Annotated in this window: 16 protein-coding genes and 1 tRNA gene; 8 read left to right on the top strand and 9 right to left on the bottom strand. The window is 56.5% G+C overall.

All coding sequences use genetic code 11. The features are described from left to right. Positions 1-25: 25 nt before the first annotated feature. Positions 26-2,884: a bifunctional [glutamate--ammonia ligase]-adenylyl-L-tyrosine phosphorylase/[glutamate--ammonia-ligase] adenylyltransferase gene (glnE, locus tag AC6I8V_RS17340; protein WP_497843460.1), complete on the bottom strand. Its 2,859-nt coding sequence runs from the start codon at positions 2,882-2,884 to the stop codon at positions 26-28. 31 nt (positions 2,885-2,915) lie between these two features. Beyond that, positions 2,916-4,226, bottom strand: coding sequence for a CYTH domain-containing protein (locus AC6I8V_RS17345; protein ID WP_497843461.1), 1,311 nt, complete (start codon positions 4,224-4,226; stop codon positions 2,916-2,918). Between the two features lie 204 nt (positions 4,227-4,430). Between AC6I8V_RS17345 and AC6I8V_RS17350 the strand changes: the two genes are divergently transcribed. Together AC6I8V_RS17350 and AC6I8V_RS17355 are read left to right on the top strand one after the other, a co-directional pair. Beyond that, complete coding sequence (locus AC6I8V_RS17350; RefSeq protein WP_497843462.1) at positions 4,431-5,051, top strand: TIGR04211 family SH3 domain-containing protein; 621 nt, start codon at positions 4,431-4,433, stop codon at positions 5,049-5,051. A 135-nt stretch (positions 5,052-5,186) separates the two neighbouring features. Then, positions 5,187-6,419: a multifunctional CCA addition/repair protein gene (locus AC6I8V_RS17355; RefSeq protein WP_497843463.1), complete on the top strand. Its 1,233-nt coding sequence runs from the start codon at positions 5,187-5,189 to the stop codon at positions 6,417-6,419. Positions 6,420-6,435: 16 nt separating this feature from the next. Here the strand turns inward: AC6I8V_RS17355 and bacA are convergent, their stop codons facing one another. Together bacA and folB are read right to left on the bottom strand one after the other, a co-directional pair. Beyond that, positions 6,436-7,254 (bottom strand): undecaprenyl-diphosphate phosphatase, encoded by an 819-nt coding sequence (gene bacA, locus AC6I8V_RS17360; RefSeq protein WP_497843464.1) that lies wholly within the window; start codon positions 7,252-7,254, stop codon positions 6,436-6,438. A gap of 190 nt (positions 7,255-7,444) precedes the next feature. Next, positions 7,445-7,804: a bifunctional dihydroneopterin aldolase/7,8-dihydroneopterin epimerase gene (folB, locus tag AC6I8V_RS17365; RefSeq protein ID WP_497845866.1), complete on the bottom strand. Its 360-nt coding sequence runs from the start codon at positions 7,802-7,804 to the stop codon at positions 7,445-7,447. Positions 7,805-7,910: 106 nt separating this feature from the next. Here folB and plsY point away from each other — a divergent pair, with 106 nt between their 5' ends. Next, a complete protein-coding gene (gene plsY, locus AC6I8V_RS17370) occupies positions 7,911-8,513 on the top strand; it encodes a glycerol-3-phosphate 1-O-acyltransferase PlsY (RefSeq protein WP_497843465.1) in 603 nt (200 codons plus the stop codon). A gap of 30 nt (positions 8,514-8,543) precedes the next feature. Here the strand turns inward: plsY and tsaD are convergent, their stop codons facing one another. Then, positions 8,544-9,557 carry a tRNA (adenosine(37)-N6)-threonylcarbamoyltransferase complex transferase subunit TsaD gene (gene tsaD / locus AC6I8V_RS17375; protein WP_497843466.1) on the bottom strand — a complete coding sequence of 338 codons (1,014 nt, stop codon included), beginning with the start codon at positions 9,555-9,557 and terminating at the stop codon, positions 8,544-8,546. Between the two features lie 287 nt (positions 9,558-9,844). Between tsaD and rpsU the strand changes: the two genes are divergently transcribed. The 3 genes from rpsU to rpoD all read left to right on the top strand — a co-directional run bounded on the left by rpsU (position 9,845) and on the right by rpoD (position 14,015). After that, entirely contained in the window at positions 9,845-10,060 is a 216-nt protein-coding gene (gene rpsU, locus AC6I8V_RS17380; RefSeq protein WP_001144069.1) for a 30S ribosomal protein S21, read from the top strand. A 118-nt stretch (positions 10,061-10,178) separates the two neighbouring features. Continuing rightward, complete coding sequence (gene dnaG, locus AC6I8V_RS17385; RefSeq protein WP_497843467.1) at positions 10,179-11,924, top strand: DNA primase; 1,746 nt, start codon at positions 10,179-10,181, stop codon at positions 11,922-11,924. A gap of 246 nt (positions 11,925-12,170) precedes the next feature. After that, positions 12,171-14,015 carry an RNA polymerase sigma factor RpoD gene (rpoD, locus tag AC6I8V_RS17390; protein ID WP_497843468.1) on the top strand — a complete coding sequence of 615 codons (1,845 nt, stop codon included), beginning with the start codon at positions 12,171-12,173 and terminating at the stop codon, positions 14,013-14,015. A gap of 48 nt (positions 14,016-14,063) precedes the next feature. Here the strand turns inward: rpoD and AC6I8V_RS17395 are convergent, their stop codons facing one another. The 3 genes from AC6I8V_RS17395 to AC6I8V_RS17405 form a co-directional block, all read right to left on the bottom strand. Then, the gene (locus AC6I8V_RS17395) at positions 14,064-14,822 is read right to left on the bottom strand and encodes a substrate-binding domain-containing protein (RefSeq protein WP_497843469.1); all 759 of its coding nucleotides are present in this window, start codon (positions 14,820-14,822) and stop codon (positions 14,064-14,066) included. 88 nt (positions 14,823-14,910) lie between these two features. Then, positions 14,911-15,426: a G/U mismatch-specific DNA glycosylase gene (mug, locus tag AC6I8V_RS17400; RefSeq protein ID WP_497843470.1), complete on the bottom strand. Its 516-nt coding sequence runs from the start codon at positions 15,424-15,426 to the stop codon at positions 14,911-14,913. Next, a complete protein-coding gene (locus AC6I8V_RS17405) occupies positions 15,423-16,010 on the bottom strand; it encodes a TetR/AcrR family transcriptional regulator (protein ID WP_497843471.1) in 588 nt (195 codons plus the stop codon). Before AC6I8V_RS17405 ends, mug begins: the two co-directional genes overlap by 4 nt. A 137-nt stretch (positions 16,011-16,147) precedes the next feature. Between AC6I8V_RS17405 and AC6I8V_RS17410 the strand changes: the two genes are divergently transcribed. Next, positions 16,148-16,939: an SDR family NAD(P)-dependent oxidoreductase gene (locus AC6I8V_RS17410; RefSeq protein ID WP_497843472.1), complete on the top strand. Its 792-nt coding sequence runs from the start codon at positions 16,148-16,150 to the stop codon at positions 16,937-16,939. A gap of 193 nt (positions 16,940-17,132) precedes the next feature. Then, positions 17,133-17,208: transfer RNA gene (locus tag AC6I8V_RS17415), tRNA-Ile, on the top strand. 108 nt (positions 17,209-17,316) lie between these two features. Here the strand turns inward: AC6I8V_RS17415 and AC6I8V_RS17420 are convergent. Then, entirely contained in the window at positions 17,317-17,946 is a 630-nt protein-coding gene (locus AC6I8V_RS17420; protein WP_497843473.1) for a TetR/AcrR family transcriptional regulator, read from the bottom strand. Positions 17,947-17,957 lie beyond the last annotated feature (11 nt).

Here is a 17,957-nt window from a genome sequence, read left to right on the forward strand (position 1 = left end):
ATGCGCGGATAATAGCACAGAAGGCTTACTGTTCCGCGCTGTCAGATTCGGCCACACCCAGCCAGTGCAGCCAGCTTGCCTGCACCGTCGCGCGCTCTGCCGCGAAGGCTTCCGGCTCCACATGGCCGGGCAACTCCTGCAACGCCAGATGATGCAATGCATCGCGCAGCGTGACATAAGCGTGCGTCAGCGCTCGCGCTTCGTCGTCCGGCATAATGTCGTGCTGCGCCATCAGCTCAAAAATACGTACGTTATCAGACCAGCGCGTCAGGGCAGGCTGCCGGGCGGCGTAGCCTAAGACAAGATATTGGGCGATGAATTCAATATCGGTGATACCACCTTCATCGGTCTTAATTTCCCAGCGTCCTTTGTGTTTGTTGCTGAGATGGGCGCGCATTTTTTCGCGCATCTCACGCACCTCTTTGCGCAGCGTGTCGGCATCGCGAGGCAGGCAGAGGATGCCGCGTCGAATCTGGTTAAATTGCTCGCACAGCGCCGCTTCACCAAACACGATGCGCGCACGCACCAGCGCCTGATGTTCCCAGGTCCAGGCTTCGGTGCGCTGATAATCATCAAACGCGGCAAAGGTACTGACCAGCATCCCGGCCGCGCCGGAGGGGCGCAGGCGGGCATCCACTTCATACAAAATGCCAGAGGAGGTGCGGGTGCTGAACAGATGCATCACGCGCTGGGCCAGGCGCAGATAGAACTGACGCCCATCAATCGCGCGTTCGCCATCGGTGACGGCGTCATCCGGACAATCGTGCAGGAAAACCAGGTCGAGGTCGGAGCTGTAACCCAGCTCCCAGCCGCCCAGCTTGCCGTAGCCGACCACCGCAAAGCCGCGTTCGCTGTCATTGCTCAGATGCGACGGACGGCCATAGCGCTGCACCATCATATTCCACGCCTGCTGCACCACCGATTCGATAATCGCTTCCGCCAGCCAGGTTAAGTGATCGCTCACTTTCATCACCGGCAGCGTTTCAGCGATGTCAGCGGCAGCGATACGCAGATGCTGGGCCTGCTTAAACTGGCGCAGCGCTTCCAGCTGCTGTTCTTCATCATCGGTGGGGATACGCATCAGATACTGACGCAGTTCATCGCGATAGGCATCGGTGGCGGTAGGTTGATACAGCGTAGCCGGATCGAGCAGTTCATCCAGCAGCAGCGGATAACGCGCCAGCTGGCTGGCGATCATCGGCGACGCGGCGCACAGACGAATCAAATGGCGCAGCGCGCCGTGATATTCGGTCAGCAGCTCCAGATAGGTGCTGCGCGTCAGCACGCCCAGCAGCAGCGGCGTCAGTCGATTGAGGAGCACCGCCGCATCCGGGCGTGGGCACACTTCACTCAGCAAACGCGGCATCAGTTGATCGAGCGCCTGGCGCCCGCGCGGGCCAATGGTGCGACGGCCCACATCCAGCCGGAAGACGTTCAGCGCCTCGTATAACGCGCGCCGCTGCGCGTCATCCAGCTGCGGCACCAGCGGCGCCAGCTCGCTCTCTTCAAGCGTGTCCTGCCACAGCACCGCGAACTCCGCCAGTTCACGCTGATCGTCGATATCCGGCGTATCGTCGCCAATCAGTTCATCGAAAATGGTACGAACGCCCGCCATATGCTGGTCGAGCTGCGCGAGAAGCGCGGACCAATCTGCTGCACCCATGCCCCAGGCTAAACGCTGACGATCCAGCTCATTTTCCGGCAGCGTCTGGGTCTGCTCATCATTCAGGCTTTGCAGCAGATTTTCCAGCCGACGCAGAAACAGATAGGCGGCGCGTAAATGATCGACCTGCGGCGACGTCAGCAGACCCAATTCGCCAATGGCTGACAGGGTTGGTAACAGGGAACGCAACTGAAGTGAGCGCTCACGTCCGCCGCGTATCAGCTGGAACACCTGCACAATAAATTCCGTTTCGCGGATGCCGCCTGCGCCCAGTTTGATGTTGTCTTTCAGACCCCGGCGGCGCACTTCACGCGCGATCATACCTTTCATATTTCGCAGCGACTGAATAACGCTGAAATCGATATAGCGGCGATAAACGAAGGGGCGCAGCATCTGCTGCAATTCCTGGCTCCAGCGTCCCTGATCGTCGCCCATCAGGCGCGCTTTCACCATCGCATAGCGCTCCCAGTCGCGCCCCTGCTCCTGGTAGTAATCTTCCAGCGCGGCAAAGCTCAGCACCAGCGGGCCGCTGTCGCCAAACGGACGCAGACGCATATCCACGCGATAGACAAAGCCATCCACCGTCGGTTGATCGAGCACCTTGATCAGGCGCTGCCCCATACGGGTAAAGAACTGGGCGTTATCCAGCTCGCGGCGACCACCACGCGTGACGCCGTTTTCCGGCCAGGCAAAAATCAGATCGATATCGGAGGAGAAATTGAGTTCGCAGCCGCCGAGTTTTCCCATGCCGAGAATCAGCATCGGCTGGGCTTCACCGGCTTCATTGCAGGGGGTGCCAAAATCGCGGCAGCAATCCTGCCAGACCCAGTCACGCGCAGCGGCAATCAGGGTTTCCGCCAGCACGCTCAGCTGTTGCAGACTTTGTTCGGTGCTCGCCTGGTGCAGGCATTGCATCCAGGCGATACGCACCAGCATATGACGGCGAAACAGGCGCAGCTCGCGCATCAGGCTGGTTTCGCCATCCACGCTTTGCAGCACGTCGCTTAGCCAGCCAGCATACTGTTGCCATTCATCAGGTTGGGGAGGTTGTTGTTGCAGCTGCTGCCACCACGCCGGGTGCTGTTGCAGGTTGTCGACAATAAAGTCACTGAAGGCGAGCGCCCCTGCCTGCTCTGGCGTGAGTGCTTCTGGCGACAGCTGGAGTTTCTCCACCGCCTGGGTCAGCTGCGCCTGCATCAGCGCCGATAACGGTAACAACATCTTCCCTCCCTGATTCTGTTTTTACATTGCGTTAGCGCTTCGCGCCGCTGCTAAGCCAGAATGGCGCCTGTTTAACCGCCTGATTCACCAGCGTATTCAGGCCGCGATCCTGCTGAATATAAATGGCATGTTGCAACGTCTGCCAGCCCGACAGCCAGTTGTTCACTTCCTCTGCCTGGTAAGCCCCCGCCAGCAGATGTACCGCCAGCAGCTGACGATTCAGACGCGTAGCTTTGTCCTGAAACTCATTAAACAGCTGCACATCCACAAAGGTTTCTTTCAAATCGGCGTTAATGCGGCTCAGCATAATGTCGCTAAAGCGTTTGAATGAACCCTGCAATTTGCTTTTACTCTTGTCATCCAGCCAGCTTTGCCATTGTGCCTCAACCAGCCAGTGAGTAAGTGCTAACTGGGCTTCTACGGAAGCGAGTGAAAAACTGAGGCTCTGCGCGTCCTGCTCGCTGCCCGCCAGCGACTCTTCCAGACGCGTCAGCTTGTGGCGCAGATCGCTGCTGGCCTTACGCGGCACCAGCGCGCCAAACAGCGAGAAGGCCTGGCGCAGGATTTCCAGCGCTTCCTGCACGGACGCCTTAGCTGAGGTGTTACCGCGCAGCCACACTTCTTCATGATATTGCCAGTGGCTCAGACCGGCGGATAAGGCGTTACTCATGCCCTGCTCCACCGTCGCCTTCGCCGGGATCTTCAGCAGTGGCAGGTTACGTAATGGACGCGGCGGATTGCCCTGCGCCAGCTGATAACCGCGCGCGGCTTTGCTCAGGCTGCCGAGACGCAATCCCCCGATGGCGATCAGTTTTTCCGCAAAATGCAGCAGGTCAGAACGTTGTCCCTGCTTTAACTCCAGTTCAACTTCGTACAGCGGCTCGCTGAGTTCACCCGCCGCCACTGCGCCGCGGTCAAACGCCACTTCTATTTCGCTGTCGGCAAACTGCACCAGCCACATCTCGCGCTGGAAATGGGTGCTGAACAGCGGTTCCAGCCGCTGTTGCAGCGCCGCCACATCCGTACCCTGCGGCCAGATTTCCGCAGGCAGTAAACTGATGTCCAGTTCCGGGGCGGTGAGATCAACGTTGTATTCCGGGCGCTGATGCAGCCCGCCCACCGTTTTTCCGGACGCTTTGAGCGTCATTTCATAGCGCTGGTCAACACCACGGATGCGCAGGCCCATATCCCAGCGGCGGAGCTGATTATCATCCGTCTCAAAATAGATGTTGGTCAGCTCACGCGCCGCAACATGCTGATGGGGCCATTCCGCCAGGGTTGTGGCCAGTTTTTCGGCTGCTTCGGGCGTGGCAATGAACTTTAATTCGATTTCGATGGTCATAATTTTTTATTGAATACGCTGCTGGCACTTAAGAAGTTAATCTGGCGAAGAGTAATGCACGGAAAGCGCGCTGTCTCGGCTTTCTTTTGCTTTTACGACCCTTTTCGCACCAGATAGAGACCAGGATAGTTCTCATTCAGATTTATGGGAAGCGTCTCCAGACTGTGCCGGTAATTTTACGCCATTTTGAAAAATCGATATCGAATGAAAAAAATCACTCTTGCTGCCCTTTCTTTGCTGGCTTTCAGCGCCATCGCTCCAGCTCATGCTGATGAAAAGCGTTACATCTCCGATGAATTATCCACCTGGGTACGCAGTGGTCCCGGCGATCAATTTCGCCTCGTGGGCAAACTGAATGCCGGGGAGGAAGTACAGTTGTTGCAGACCAACAACGATACCCAGTACGGCCAGATCAAAGATTCGCAGGGCCGTACCACCTGGATTCCGCTCTCGCAGCTGAGCGCCGATCCCAGCCTGCGCACCCGCGTGCCGCAGCTGGAGCAACAGGTGAAAGATCTCACCGATAAACTGCAAAACATCGACAACAGCTGGAACCAGCGTACCTCGGAAATGCAGAACAAAGTCGCCAACAGCGACGGCACCATCAACGGCCTGAAAGACGAAAATCAGAAGCTGAAAAACGAGCTGATTGTCGCGCAGAAAAAAGTCAGTGCCGCCAACGTTCAGCTGGATGACAAACAGCGCACCATCATCATGCAGTGGTTTATGTATGGCGGCGGCGTGCTCGGCGTCGGTCTACTGCTCGGCCTGTTGCTGCCGCACATGGTGCCGCGCCGCAAGCAGAAAGATCGCTGGATGAATTAAGCGCATCATTGCTCTTTTTTTCGAGGGGATCGTAAGATGCCCCTTTTGGCATGTCCGAATTTTGGTCAAACTGTGCAACAATAAATAAACATGCGTGCCTGACACGCAAGGGTAGTTGGCCTCTGGAGTAGTTGAGTGAAGACGTTTCTGGTCGGCGGCGCGGTGCGTGATGCGTTGTTGCGTTTGCCGGTAAAAGATAGAGATTGGGTGGTGGTTGGCGCCACGCCTGATGCGATGCTGGCGCAGGGTTTTCAGCAAGTCGGCCGGGATTTTCCGGTTTTTTTGCATCCACAAAGCCGTGAAGAGTATGCGCTGGCGCGTACCGAGCGGAAAAGCGGCAACGGTTATACCGGGTTTGTCACCTGGTTCGCGCCGGATGTCACGCTGGAGCAGGACCTGCAACGCCGCGATCTGACCATCAACGCCATCGCCCAGGCGGACAATGGCGAGTTGATCGATCCTTACGCCGGACAACGCGATCTGGCGAATCGCATCCTGCGCCATGTTTCCGCTGCCTTTAATGAAGATCCCCTGCGCGTACTGCGCGTGGCGCGTTTTGCTGCCCGCTTCGCTCACCTCAATTTTCGTATTGCCGATGAAACCCTGGCGCTGATGCGTGACATGGCTGCCAGCGGCGAACTGGCGCATCTCACGCCGGAACGGGTGTGGAAAGAGACGGAGAAAGCGCTGCTGACGCGCAATCCTCAGGTTTATTTCCAGACATTGCGTGACTGTGGCGCGTTGCAGGTGCTGTTCCCGGAGCTGGATAATCTGTTTGGCATTCCCGCCCCGATTAAATGGCACCCGGAGATCGATACCGGCATTCATGCGCTGATGACGCTGTCGATGGCCGCCGCGCTGTCCGATCAGCTGGACGTGCGTTTCGCGACCCTGTTCCACGATGTCGGCAAAGCCCTGACGCCTGCGGAGAAGTGGCCGAGCCATCATGGTCATGGCCTGGCGGGTGTACCGCTGGTCGCTGCCATATGCGAGCGGCTGCGCGTGCCGAATACAGTGCGTGACCTCGCCCTTATCGTCACCGAGTTTCACGATATGGTGCATACCATCGAGCGTCAGTCAGCGGAGGCGCTGGTGGCGTTGTTTGACCGCATCGATGCCTGGCGCAAACCCCAGCGCGTGGAACAGATGGCGCTGACCAGCGAAGCCGATGCGCGCGGGCGTGCCGGGCTGGAGAGCATGGCCTATCCGCAGGGCGATTATCTGCGTAAAGCCTTTACCCTGGCGCAGAACGTGCCCACCAAAGCCGTAGTGGAAGCAGGATTCAAAGGGGCGGAAGTGCGGGAAGAATTAACGCGTCGTCGTATTGCGGCAGTACAGGAAGGATTGATTAACGCGCGGCCAGCCTGACTGGCCGCGCATCGCATTAGGTGAACAGCATGTACACCACGCCCGCGATGATAAAGCGGTAGATGGCGAATGAGACAAAGGAGATGCGTTTAATCAGTTCCAGGAAGACTTTGATCGCAATCATCGCCACCACAAAGGCGGTGACAAAACCGACGGTGAACATCGGCAGATCCGCCATCGTCAGGAAGCTCATGCTTTTGTAGAGATCCAGCACCGTGGCACCCAACATCATCGGCACCGCCAGAATGAACGAGAACTCCGACGCCGCATAGCGGCTCACGCCCATCAGCATACCGCCTGAGATGGTCGAACCCGAGCGGGAGAAACCTGGCCACAGCGCCAGACACTGGAAGCAGCCAATCATAAACGCCTGACGATAGCTGATATCGTCAATGCCCACCGCCTTCGGCTGTTTCGGTTTGAGAACTTCCGCCGCCAGCAGCAGCACACCACCGACCACCAGCGCATACATCACGTTGATCGGGGTAAACAGGGTTTTAATCTTATCGTGCAGCACCAAGCCCACTACGACCGCAGGCGCCATACCCAGCAGGATATGGATCAGGGTCAGGTGGCCTTTGCCCGTACCTTCGTGTTTGACTTCACCAAAGTGAATGCCGATTAAGCCAAAGAGTCGACGCCAGAACATCACCACAACGGCAAGAATGGAACCCAGCTGAATCACCACTTCAAAGGTTTCGGCGGTTTCACCCTCAAAGCCTAACAGGTGGCCGACAATAATCATGTGGCCAGTGGACGAGACCGGTAAGAATTCGGTCAGGCCTTCCACTATCCCCAGGATTGCAGCTACCCAAAGCTGATGAATATCTGCCATCAAAATTTTCCTCTATCCGTTTTAAACAGTAAAAAGGCGGTCGAACAAGCCTACCGCCTTAAATTATGCCTGTGCCAGTCTGAAGGAAACCTTAAGGTTTCCGGCAACTAAGCCGCACTAAGCGCAACGGCCCCATCTGAGACACACCATAATTTGGTTTGGTTTCATTGTGATGGCAATCACATCGGATTTATTTAGGAATAGTCCCGCGCTCAATTCGCACGCCAACCGTCGCTGCCTGGGCTACAGCCCCCGGTTTGCCTACACGAATGCGTACGCCGGGCGTTTTAAAACGGTTCATCAACAGATCCGCGATTTCTTCAGCTACCCTTTCTACCAGAGCAAAACGCTGACCGTGGAGATGATTTAATATTGCATCCGTTACATCGGCATAGCTGAGGCAATCATTAACATCGTCGCTGACGGCGGCCTGGCGGTTATCCCACGCCATTTCGACATCGAGCACCAGCTTCTGCTGAATGCCCTGTTCCCAGTCGTAAACGCCAATGGTGGTGAACACGGTGAGTTGCTCGATAAATACGATATCCATGATGTAGTCTCTGTTTTTGGCTAAGCCGGATACCACTTCCGGCGGATTATGCGTATTATCCACGCTTACCGAGAACAAAACGACCCTAAAGGAACGGTACGGAACTATGAGTGCTATCGCGCTTGGTATGATTATTTTCGCGTATCTTTGCGGCTCAATTTCCAGTGCGATACTGGTTTGTAAACTCGCTGGCCTGCCCGATCCGCGCACCCAGGGTTCAGGTAACCCCGGCGCCACCAACGTTCTGCGCATCGGGGGTAAAGCCGCTGCTGCCGCGGTCCTGATCTTCGATATCGCTAAAGGGATGCTGCCGGTCTGGATTGCCTACCTGCTGCATGTGGCGCCGCTCTATCTCGGCCTGACGGCGATTGCCGCCTGCCTCGGCCACATCTATCCGGTGTTCTTTCGCTTTCGCGGCGGTAAAGGGGTAGCAACGGCGTTTGGCGCCATCGCCCCGATTGGCTGGGATCTGACCGGACTGGTCACCGGCACCTGGCTGCTGACGGTGCTGCTGAGCGGCTACTCATCGCTGGGCGCGATTGTCAGCGCCTTAATCGCCCCTTTCTATGTCTGGTGGTTTAAACCACAGTTTACTTTCCCGGTGTCGATGCTTTCCTGCCTGATTCTGCTGCGTCATCACGACAACATTCAGCGCCTGTGGCGCGGCCAGGAAAATAAAATCTGGAAGCGGAAAAAAAAGAAGAAATAAAAAAACCGGCGCGAAGCCGGTTTTTTTCTGTCAGATGGCGGGCAATTCAGCCAGTGGCCAGCGAGGCCGGACGCTGACGCCCAGCTCGCCGCGCGTACCGCCTTTCAGCCGCACCATCCCCGCGTAAGCAATCATCGCACCGTTGTCGGTACAGAATTCCGGGCGGGCGTAGAACACCTCGCCACCACGCGCCTGCATCATCTGCGCCATACGCTCGCGCAGCGTACGGTTGGCGCTCACGCCACCGGCAATCACCAGACGCTTAAACCCGGTTTGCTCCAGCGCGCGCTTACATTTGATCATCAGCGTATCCACCACCGCATCTTCGAACGCACGGGCGATGTCGGCGCGTGCCTGCTCGTCACCGGCATGTTCACGGATGGTATTGGCAGCAAAGGTTTTCAGGCCGGAGAAGCTGAAATCCAGCCCCGGACGATCGGTCATCGGACGCGGGAAGGTGAAACGACCCGGCGTGCCCTGCTGCGCCATACGCGACAGCATCGGTCCGCCCGGATAATCGAGACCCAGTAACTTGGCGGTTTTATCGAAGGCTTCGCCTGCGGCATCATCTATCGATTCGCCCAGCAGCGTATATTCGCCAATGCCGGTTACGCTGATCAGCTGAGTGTGACCGCCGGAGACCAGCAACGCCACAAACGGGAATTCCGGCGGATTGTCTTCCAGCATCGGCGCCAGCAGATGGCCTTCCATATGATGCACCGGCACCGCCGGCACATTCCAGGCGAACGCCAGCGCGCGACCAATGGTGGCGCCAACCAGCAGCGCGCCGACTAAACCCGGCCCGGCGGTATACGCCACCGCATCAATCTGCTGCGGCTGCAATCCAGCCTGTTTTAACGCCGCCTGAATCAGCGGCACCGTTTTACGCACATGATCGCGCGATGCCAGTTCCGGCACCACGCCGCCGTAATCGGCATGCAACTTTACCTGGCTATATAATTGATTCGCCAGCAGACCGGACGCATCGTCATAGATCGCGATGCCGGTTTCATCGCAGGACGTTTCAATACCCAGAACTCGCATAGCTTTAGCACCCTCTTCTTGCGGCGCGCAGTGTACCACAGGCAATTCGCCCGTCGGGCAACTTTGGCCTCGAAAAAGTGTTTTTCCGTCGCACAAAGAGTGCGCTATACTCCACGGCCTGAAAAAAACCGGCAGCCGCAATGGCAAACGCAAACGCCCCTGTTGGTTTCAAATTGTCCATGGTGCTTTACAAGCCAGCCGCGGTTGGAGTAAAATGCTGCACCATTTTGAAATGTGCTGGCGCCGCAGCCAGCAGCAAAACCGAATTTTATCGAGGTGAGAGTTACATGCCGGTAATTAAAGTACGTGAAAACGAGCCGTTCGACGTAGCACTGCGTCGCTTCAAGCGTTCCTGCGAGAAAGCAGGCGTTCTGGCTGAAGTTCGTCGTCGTGAGTTCTATGAAAAACCGACCACAGAACGTAAGCGCGCTAAAGCGTCTGCAGTTAAGCGTCACGCCAAGAAACTGGCTCGCGAAAACGCACGCCGCACTCGTCTGTACTAATTTCTTTCGGAGGTTCGCCTCCGCCGCGTGATAAACGCAGACAGAGTCAAGTAAGAGGCCGTGCTTTCCGAAAGGAAGCGCGGCTTGTTGCCGTTTATGAGCTGAAAAACCGGGGCTTATGGCTGGACGAATTCCACGCGTATTTATCAATGATTTACTTGCCCGCACGGACATCGTGGATCTTATCGATGCCCGCGTTAAGCTGAAAAAGCAGGGTAAGAATTATCATGCGTGCTGCCCTTTCCATAACGAGAAAACCCCCTCTTTCACCGTAAACGGTGATAAGCAGTTTTATCACTGCTTCGGCTGTGGCGCCCACGGCAATGCCATCGACTTCCTGATGAATTTCGATCGTCTGGAATTTGTCGAAAGCATTGAAGAACTGGCAACCCAGCACGGCCTTGAAGTGCCTTACGAAGCGGGTAATGGCCCCAGCCAGATGGAACGCCATCAGCGCCAAAGCCTTTATCAGCTGTTAGAAGGTCTCAACACCTTTTATCAGCAGAGTCTGCGTCAGCCGCAGGCGCAGCCCGCTCAGCAATATCTCGCCACGCGTGGACTCAGCCAGGAAGTGATTGATCACTTCGCCATTGGCTTTGCCCCGCCGGGCTGGGATAACGCGCTGAAGCGCTTTGGTCAGCAGAAAGACGATCGTGAATCGCTGATGGAAGCGGGCATGTTGGTCAGCAATGACAAGGGCCGCACTTACGATCGCTTCCGCGACCGCGTGATGTTTCCGATTCGCGATAAACGCGGCCGGGTGATTGGTTTTGGTGGTCGTGTGCTGGGCAACGATACGCCGAAGTACCTGAACTCACCGGAAACGCCGATATTCCATAAAGGCCGCCAGCTGTACGGCCTTTACGAAGCACAGAAGAACCATCCGCAACCGGCGCGCCTGCTGGTGGTGGAAGGTTATATGGATGTGGTGGCACTGGCGCAGTTCGGCATCGATTATGCCGTGGCTTCGCTGGGAACTTCGACCACCGCCGAGCATATCCAGTTGCTGTTTCGCTCGACCGAGAATGTGATTTGCTGTTACGACGGCGACCGCGCCGGTCGTGAAGCCGCCTGGCGTGCGCTCGAAACCGCATTGCCTTACATGAATGACGGTCGTCAGCTACGCTTTATGTTTTTGCCTGATGGCGAGGACCCGGACACGCTGGTGCGCAAAGAAGGCAAAGCGGCGTTTGAAGCGCGGATGGAGCAGGCGATGCCGCTCTCCACGTTTCTGTTCGATAGCCTGCTGCCGCAGGTCGATCTGAGCACCCGCGACGGTAAAGCCCGGCTGAGTACGCTGGCGCTGCCGTTGATTAGCCAGATCCCCGGCGAGACCCTGCGCATTTATATGCGTCAGGAATTAGGTAATAAACTCGGCATTCTTGACGATAACCAGTTAGAGAAGCTTTTGCCGAAGCAGGCTGACAGCGGAGCCGCCCCCATCGCGCCGCCGTTAAAGCGTACGACTATGCGCGTGCTGGTCGCATTACTGGTGCAAAACCCGCAGTTTGCCACCATGGTGCCTGCGCTTGATGGTCTTGAGCAGTCAAAAATGGCGGGTTTGCCGCTGTTTGTGGAGTTAGTCAGTCGTTGCACGGAGAATCCTGGCCTGACGACCGGACAGCTACTAGAGTTATATCGCGGGACAAATTTTAGCCAGACCCTTGAAACACTGGCCACCTGGAACCACATGATAGTGGATGAAGAGGCCGAAGAGGTCTTCCAGGATTCGCTGGCGAGTCTTTACGATTCTGCTCTCGAGCAGCGACTCGAAGCGCTTATCGCGCGTGACCGTACTCAGGGTTTAAGTGCCGCCGAACGCCGCGAATTCTGGGCGCTGAGCCAGGCACTGGCAAAGAAATAACAGTTTAAACGGCTCTGGTTACCGACATCGATAAAATGGCAGGTAACCGGGGCTGACAGCATTAGCAGCGCCAGGTGAGTAAGCCGGGCCTGTAAAAAGAATCTAAGCGGCTTAAGTGCCGAATATCAGAGGGCAAAAGCCCTGGCCGCGACGAAGGCAGCGGCAAAAACACAACGCCTTTACTGTTATTGTTGGCTCGCTGCCGACCGACACCAATCTAATTAACAGAAGTGTGGATACCGTCTTATGGAGCAAAACCCGCAGTCACAGCTTAAGCTACTTGTCACCCGTGGTAAGGAGCAGGGCTATCTGACCTATGCTGAGGTCAATGACCATCTGCCGGAAGATATCGTCGACTCCGATCAGATCGAAGACATCATCCAGATGATTAACGATATGGGTATTCAGGTGGTGGAAGAAGCCCCTGATGCCGATGATCTGATGCTGAATGAAAACAGTGCCGATACTGACGAAGATGCCGCGGAAGCCGCCGCTCAGGTGTTATCCAGCGTTGAATCTGAAATTGGCCGTACCACCGACCCGGTGCGCATGTATATGCGCGAAATGGGTACCGTTGAGCTGCTGACGCGTGAAGGCGAAATCGACATCGCCAAGCGTATCGAAGACGGCATCAACCAGGTTCAGTGCTCCGTTGCAGAATATCCGGAAGCGATCACCTATCTGCTCGATCAGTACGATCGCGTTGAAGCGGGCGAATCACGCCTGTCCGATCTGATCACCGGCTTTGTCGATCCGAACGCCGAAGAAGATCTGGCACCGACCGCCACCCACGTAGGTTCTGAGCTGTCTGAAGAAGACCGCGACGACGACGAGGATGAAGACGAAGAGAGCGATGACGACAGTTCTGATGACGATAACTCTATCGACCCGGAACTGGCGCGCGAGAAATTCGTTGAGCTGCGCACCCAGTACGAAACCACCCGTACGGTAATCAAAGCCAAGGGCCGCAGCCACGCAGACGCGGTGACCGAAATTCAGAATCTTTCTGAAGTATTCAAACAGTTCCGCCTGGTACCGAAGCAGTTCGATTACCTGGTGAACAACATGCGTGAAATGATGGAGCGCGTCCGTACCCAGGAACGCATCATCATGAAGCTGTGTGTTGAGCTGTGCAAAATGCCGAAGAAAAACTTCATCACCCTGTTCACCGGTAATGAAACCAGTGAAAGCTGGTTCAAAGCCGCGCTGGCGATGAACAAGCCGTGGTCAGAAAAACTGCTGGAAGTGCAGGATGACGTGATGCGTTGCCTGCAAAAACTGACGCAGATTGAAGAAGAAACCGGCCTGACCATCGAGCAGGTTAAGGATATCAACCGTCGCATGTCTATCGGCGAAGCCAAAGCGCGTCGTGCGAAGAAAGAGATGGTGGAAGCGAACTTACGTCTGGTGATTTCAATCGCGAAGAAATACACCAACCGTGGTCTGCAATTCCTCGACCTGATTCAGGAAGGTAACATCGGCCTGATGAAAGCGGTTGATAAGTTTGAATACCGTCGTGGTTATAAGTTCTCAACTTACGCCACCTGGTGGATCCGTCAGGCTATCACCCGTTCTATCGCCGACCAGGCGCGTACCATCCGTATTCCGGTGCATATGATTGAGACCATCAACAAGCTCAACCGTATTTCGCGCCAGATGCTACAGGAGATGGGTCGCGAGCCGACGCCGGAAGAACTGGCTGAGCGTATGCTGATGCCGGAAGATAAAATCCGCAAAGTGCTGAAAATCGCTAAAGAGCCGATCTCTATGGAGACGCCGATTGGTGATGATGAAGATTCGCATCTGGGCGATTTTATCGAAGACACCACGCTGGAACTGCCGCTGGACTCCGCCACCTCAGAAAGCCTGCGTTCTGCAACGCATGACGTACTGGCTGGCCTGACTGCGCGTGAAGCGAAAGTGCTGCGTATGCGTTTCGGTATCGATATGAATACCGACCACACGCTGGAAGAGGTAGGCAAACAGTTCGACGTAACGCGTGAGCGTATCCGTCAGATTGAAGCCAAGGCGCTGCGTAAGCTGCGTCACCCGAGCCGTTCCGAAGTGCTGCGTAGCTTCCTCGACGACTAATCGGTCTGAGATCAAAAAACCCCGGCATGCCGGGGTTTTTTATTGCCTTCAAAACGGCGTCAGGCCTTTCTCCTGCATCATTTTGCGCGCCTTATCACTTTGCAGATACTTCACAAACTGCGCGGCATCCTGCTGCTGCTGCGAACTGCGGGTGATCACCGCACCGTACAGGGTATCCTGCTGCACCGCCGGAGGGATCAGCCCAACGATGGTAATCCCCTTCACCGCGTTTAATTCGCTATTCTGCTGAAAGCCCAGCTCCGCTTTGCCCTGCGCCACCGCTTCACCCACCGGCGTGGCCGGAATCACCGTCACCTTAGCGGCAGTTTTCGGCCCCAGCGCCAGTTTTTTCAGCATCTCGCTCTGGATGTAACGGCCGCTGGCGCTGTCCGACACCGCAATACTCGACGATTCCGTCAGCACCTGTTTGAACTTCGCCACGGTGCTGATATCGGGCGGCGTCATGCCCTGCTTCACCGCCATCGCGATATACGAATGCGCCAGCACCTGATGGCTGGCGCTATCCACCCACTTGTCTTTCTCTAACGATTTGATGGCGTAATCGACCATCACCAGCACGTCCGCATTATCATGACGCTTCAGGCGATTCGGGATGGCCTGCGGCGTGTCGCCCATCGAGGGAGCCGCTTCCAGCTGGATGGTGTTGCCGGTTTGCTGCTGATAATCCTGCTTCAGAGCATCAATCACCGGATACATACCGCCGGAACTGAACACCCGTAAGTTTGCCGCCTGCGCGCCGCTGTGCAATGCCAGCAACAGCATGGTGAGCACAATCCTGCTTTTCATCTCCCTGCTCCTTTTTTGCCATAAACCCCTCGGTTTAGACCGGTATCAGGAGATGAACAACATTATGACTGCGGTTAGCGGACTGATCTCACACGCTTTTCTGTAACCATTCATGAAGCTGGCGATAGGACGCGGCCATTTCTTCCAGCGAAGCACGATTTAATCCGCTTGGATTTGGCAGCACCCAGAGACGGGTATCGCCGAGGGTTTGCGGCTGCTCGCCCCAGTCAACCTTACGCTGGCGAAAGGCGCGCTGGAAGGCATCTTTGCCCAGCACCGCCAGCGCACGCGGCTGATAATTCAACACTTTTTCCTGCAGGCGGCTGCCACCATCGCGCAATTCATCGCCCGCCAGTTCCGTAGCCTGCACCGTGGGACGCTCCACCAGCATGGTGATGCCGCAACCGGTCTCCAGCAGGCGCTGCTCCTGCTCAGGTTTGAGCTGCTCACGGGTAAACCCGGCCAGATGGATCACCTTCCAGAAGCGATTGCCCGGATGCGCGAAATGAAAGCCGGTGTGGGCGGAGGACTGGCCGGGATTGATGCCGCAGAACAGCACCTGCAAATGCGGCGCGATAATATCGCGAATGTTGTGATCGCTCATGCCTGCGCCAGCCCGGCGCGTTGCTTCAGCGACTGGCGACTGATCGCCAGGATACGGCTCGCCTCGTCATCATCCGGGCAGGCGCGCGCCAGCGCCACGGCTCCGACCATCTCCGCCAGCATACTGGCCGCCAGCATATCGGGCTGGGGCTGACCCAGTTGCTGCAACGGCTGAACCAGCCGCTGACATACCGCTTCACGCCGCTGCGCAAACAGCGTACGTGCCTCCAGCGGCAGATGGGCCATTTCGCTGACCAGTGCCGGCAGCGGGCACCCTTCCCCCGGGGTGGCGCGATGGGTATCCGAAAGGTAGGTATCGATAAGCAGACTCAGACGTTGCGCCGGATCGTCAATCTGCACGATCGCGGCAAATCGCTGCGCAGAGTCAGCAAACATCTGCGCAATCACCGCCTGAACCAGCGCTTCGCGTGACTCAAAATGTGCGTAGAAACCACCGTGCGTTAAGCCAACACGCTTCATCAACGCCGCCACGCCAATGCTTTCCGTGCCGCACTCACGCATCACTTTGGCCGCTTCATCCAGAATACGCTGGCGCGTACGCGCTTTGTGACTCAGCTTTTCCATTTTCTGCTCCTTCCCCCTTCATCATTTACGACTATCATAATAATTATTACGACCATCATATTCCAGCTTGACGATAAATATGATGGTTGTCATATTAAACTCATCAATATGATAACCATCATTCAGAGGAAGCGAACATGTCATCATCTCAACTGGCTTTGATCACCGGCGCATCAAGCGGTATTGGCGCGACCTATGCACAACGGCTGGCCGCACGCGGCTATAACCTGATTCTGGTCGCGCGGGATGTCGCCCGCCTGGAAGCGCTGGCGCAGACCCTGCGCGATTCGGCAGGCGTGGAGGTCAGCGTGTTACCGGCAGACCTCACCAAAGCACAGGATGTGCAGCGTATCGAGCAGGAGCTGCGTGATAACCCGAACATCACCCTACTGCTGAACAATGCGGGGATGAGTGTGGAAGGTGAATTCGTCGATGCCAATATCGACCGTATTCAAACCATGCTGACGTTAAATATCGTGACCCCGACCCAGCTGGCCCACACCGCCGCTCAGGTGTTTCGCGCCCGGGGCAACGGTACCATTGTCAATATCGCGTCCGTACTGGCGCTGATGCATGAACGCTTCAACGGCGCGTACGATGCCACTAAATCCTTTGTCCTGACGCTGACACGCGCCATGCAGCGCGAGCTGGTTGATAGCGGCGTCCGCGTGCAGGCGGTGCTGCCTGGCGCCACCCGTACCGAGATATTTGATCGTTCCGGCACCCCGCTGAGCCAAATCCCGGCGGAGATGCTGATGGAGGTGGGGGATCTGGTTGATGCCGCGCTAAGCGGACTCGACGCCGGTGAGCAGGTCACCATTCCGGCGCTGGAACACATCGACCTGTGGCACGACTTCGATAACGCACGCGTGGCGTTGCAGCCATACCTGTCGGTGAATAAACCGGCATCACGTTATCAGAAAGCGTAATGACAACCGGAGACAGGGCTTTCCTGCCTTGTCTCAGATTCGTCTGCGGATTAGCGCTTTTTTGCAGCAACGGATGTGGGATCTGGGAAATTTCTCATGGATATCAAGGAGTCAGGCATTGCTTTAAATTTCAGCAACCAGCTATCAATGGCTGGATCGCCCTGGCGAGATACTTTATAATCCCCGCTCCGCTGGCCCCTTAGCTCAGTGGTTAGAGCAGGCGACTCATAATCGCTTGGTCGCTGGTTCAAACCCAGCAGGGGCCACCAAATTTAGCGAAAAAATTCACACAGTTAAGCCACCTCTCACGGTGGCTTTTTTGTTTCACTCTCTGCGTCTTATCCCGCTTTCAGCCCGTAGAGAAACCAGGCCAAACACTACTCCTCCAGCCGCATCCCGCGAATCACAATGCGGATGCGTTTTTTGATATGTTCGGTACGCAGCAACCTCTCCTGGGCGTCAACGATTCTGCGGTGCGGCACCAGCGCGCCAAACACAATATCCATCAGCATCCCGGCGCAAACCTCTACATCGCCCGGCAGCTGGGTTTCTTCCAGCCACGCCATCAGCATCTCGCGCGAGCGCACCGCCTTGCTTTGGTAGAGATAGTCCGAAAGCTCCGGGAACAGAATCGATTCGCGCGTCATCAGGCGCAGGATCGCTTCACGCTCCAGCGCCTCCTCCTCACTGATATCGAGACGGAAGATACGAAACAGACACTCCTCAACCGGGCATTGCTCGTCTTTGGGTCTCGGCAGATCGAGCAACAAATGCCGATGTTCGTGAATAACCGCAGCAAATAGCGCCGTTTTATCGCTAAATAACTGATACAGCGTGCGTTTGGAAACTTTCGCCCGACGCGCGACTTCGGCGGTGCTGGTGTTGGCAAAGCCTAACTCGACAAAGGCGCTACAGGCGCTGTCGATAATCATCTGACGTCGGGTGGCGTCATCCTCGGTCTTTGGCCGCCCGCGGCGAGCCGGTAACGGTTTACTGGGGCTATTCATACACGAAACTG

Source organism: Pantoea sp. X-Soil-TKNS-1207, from assembly GCF_059730485.1.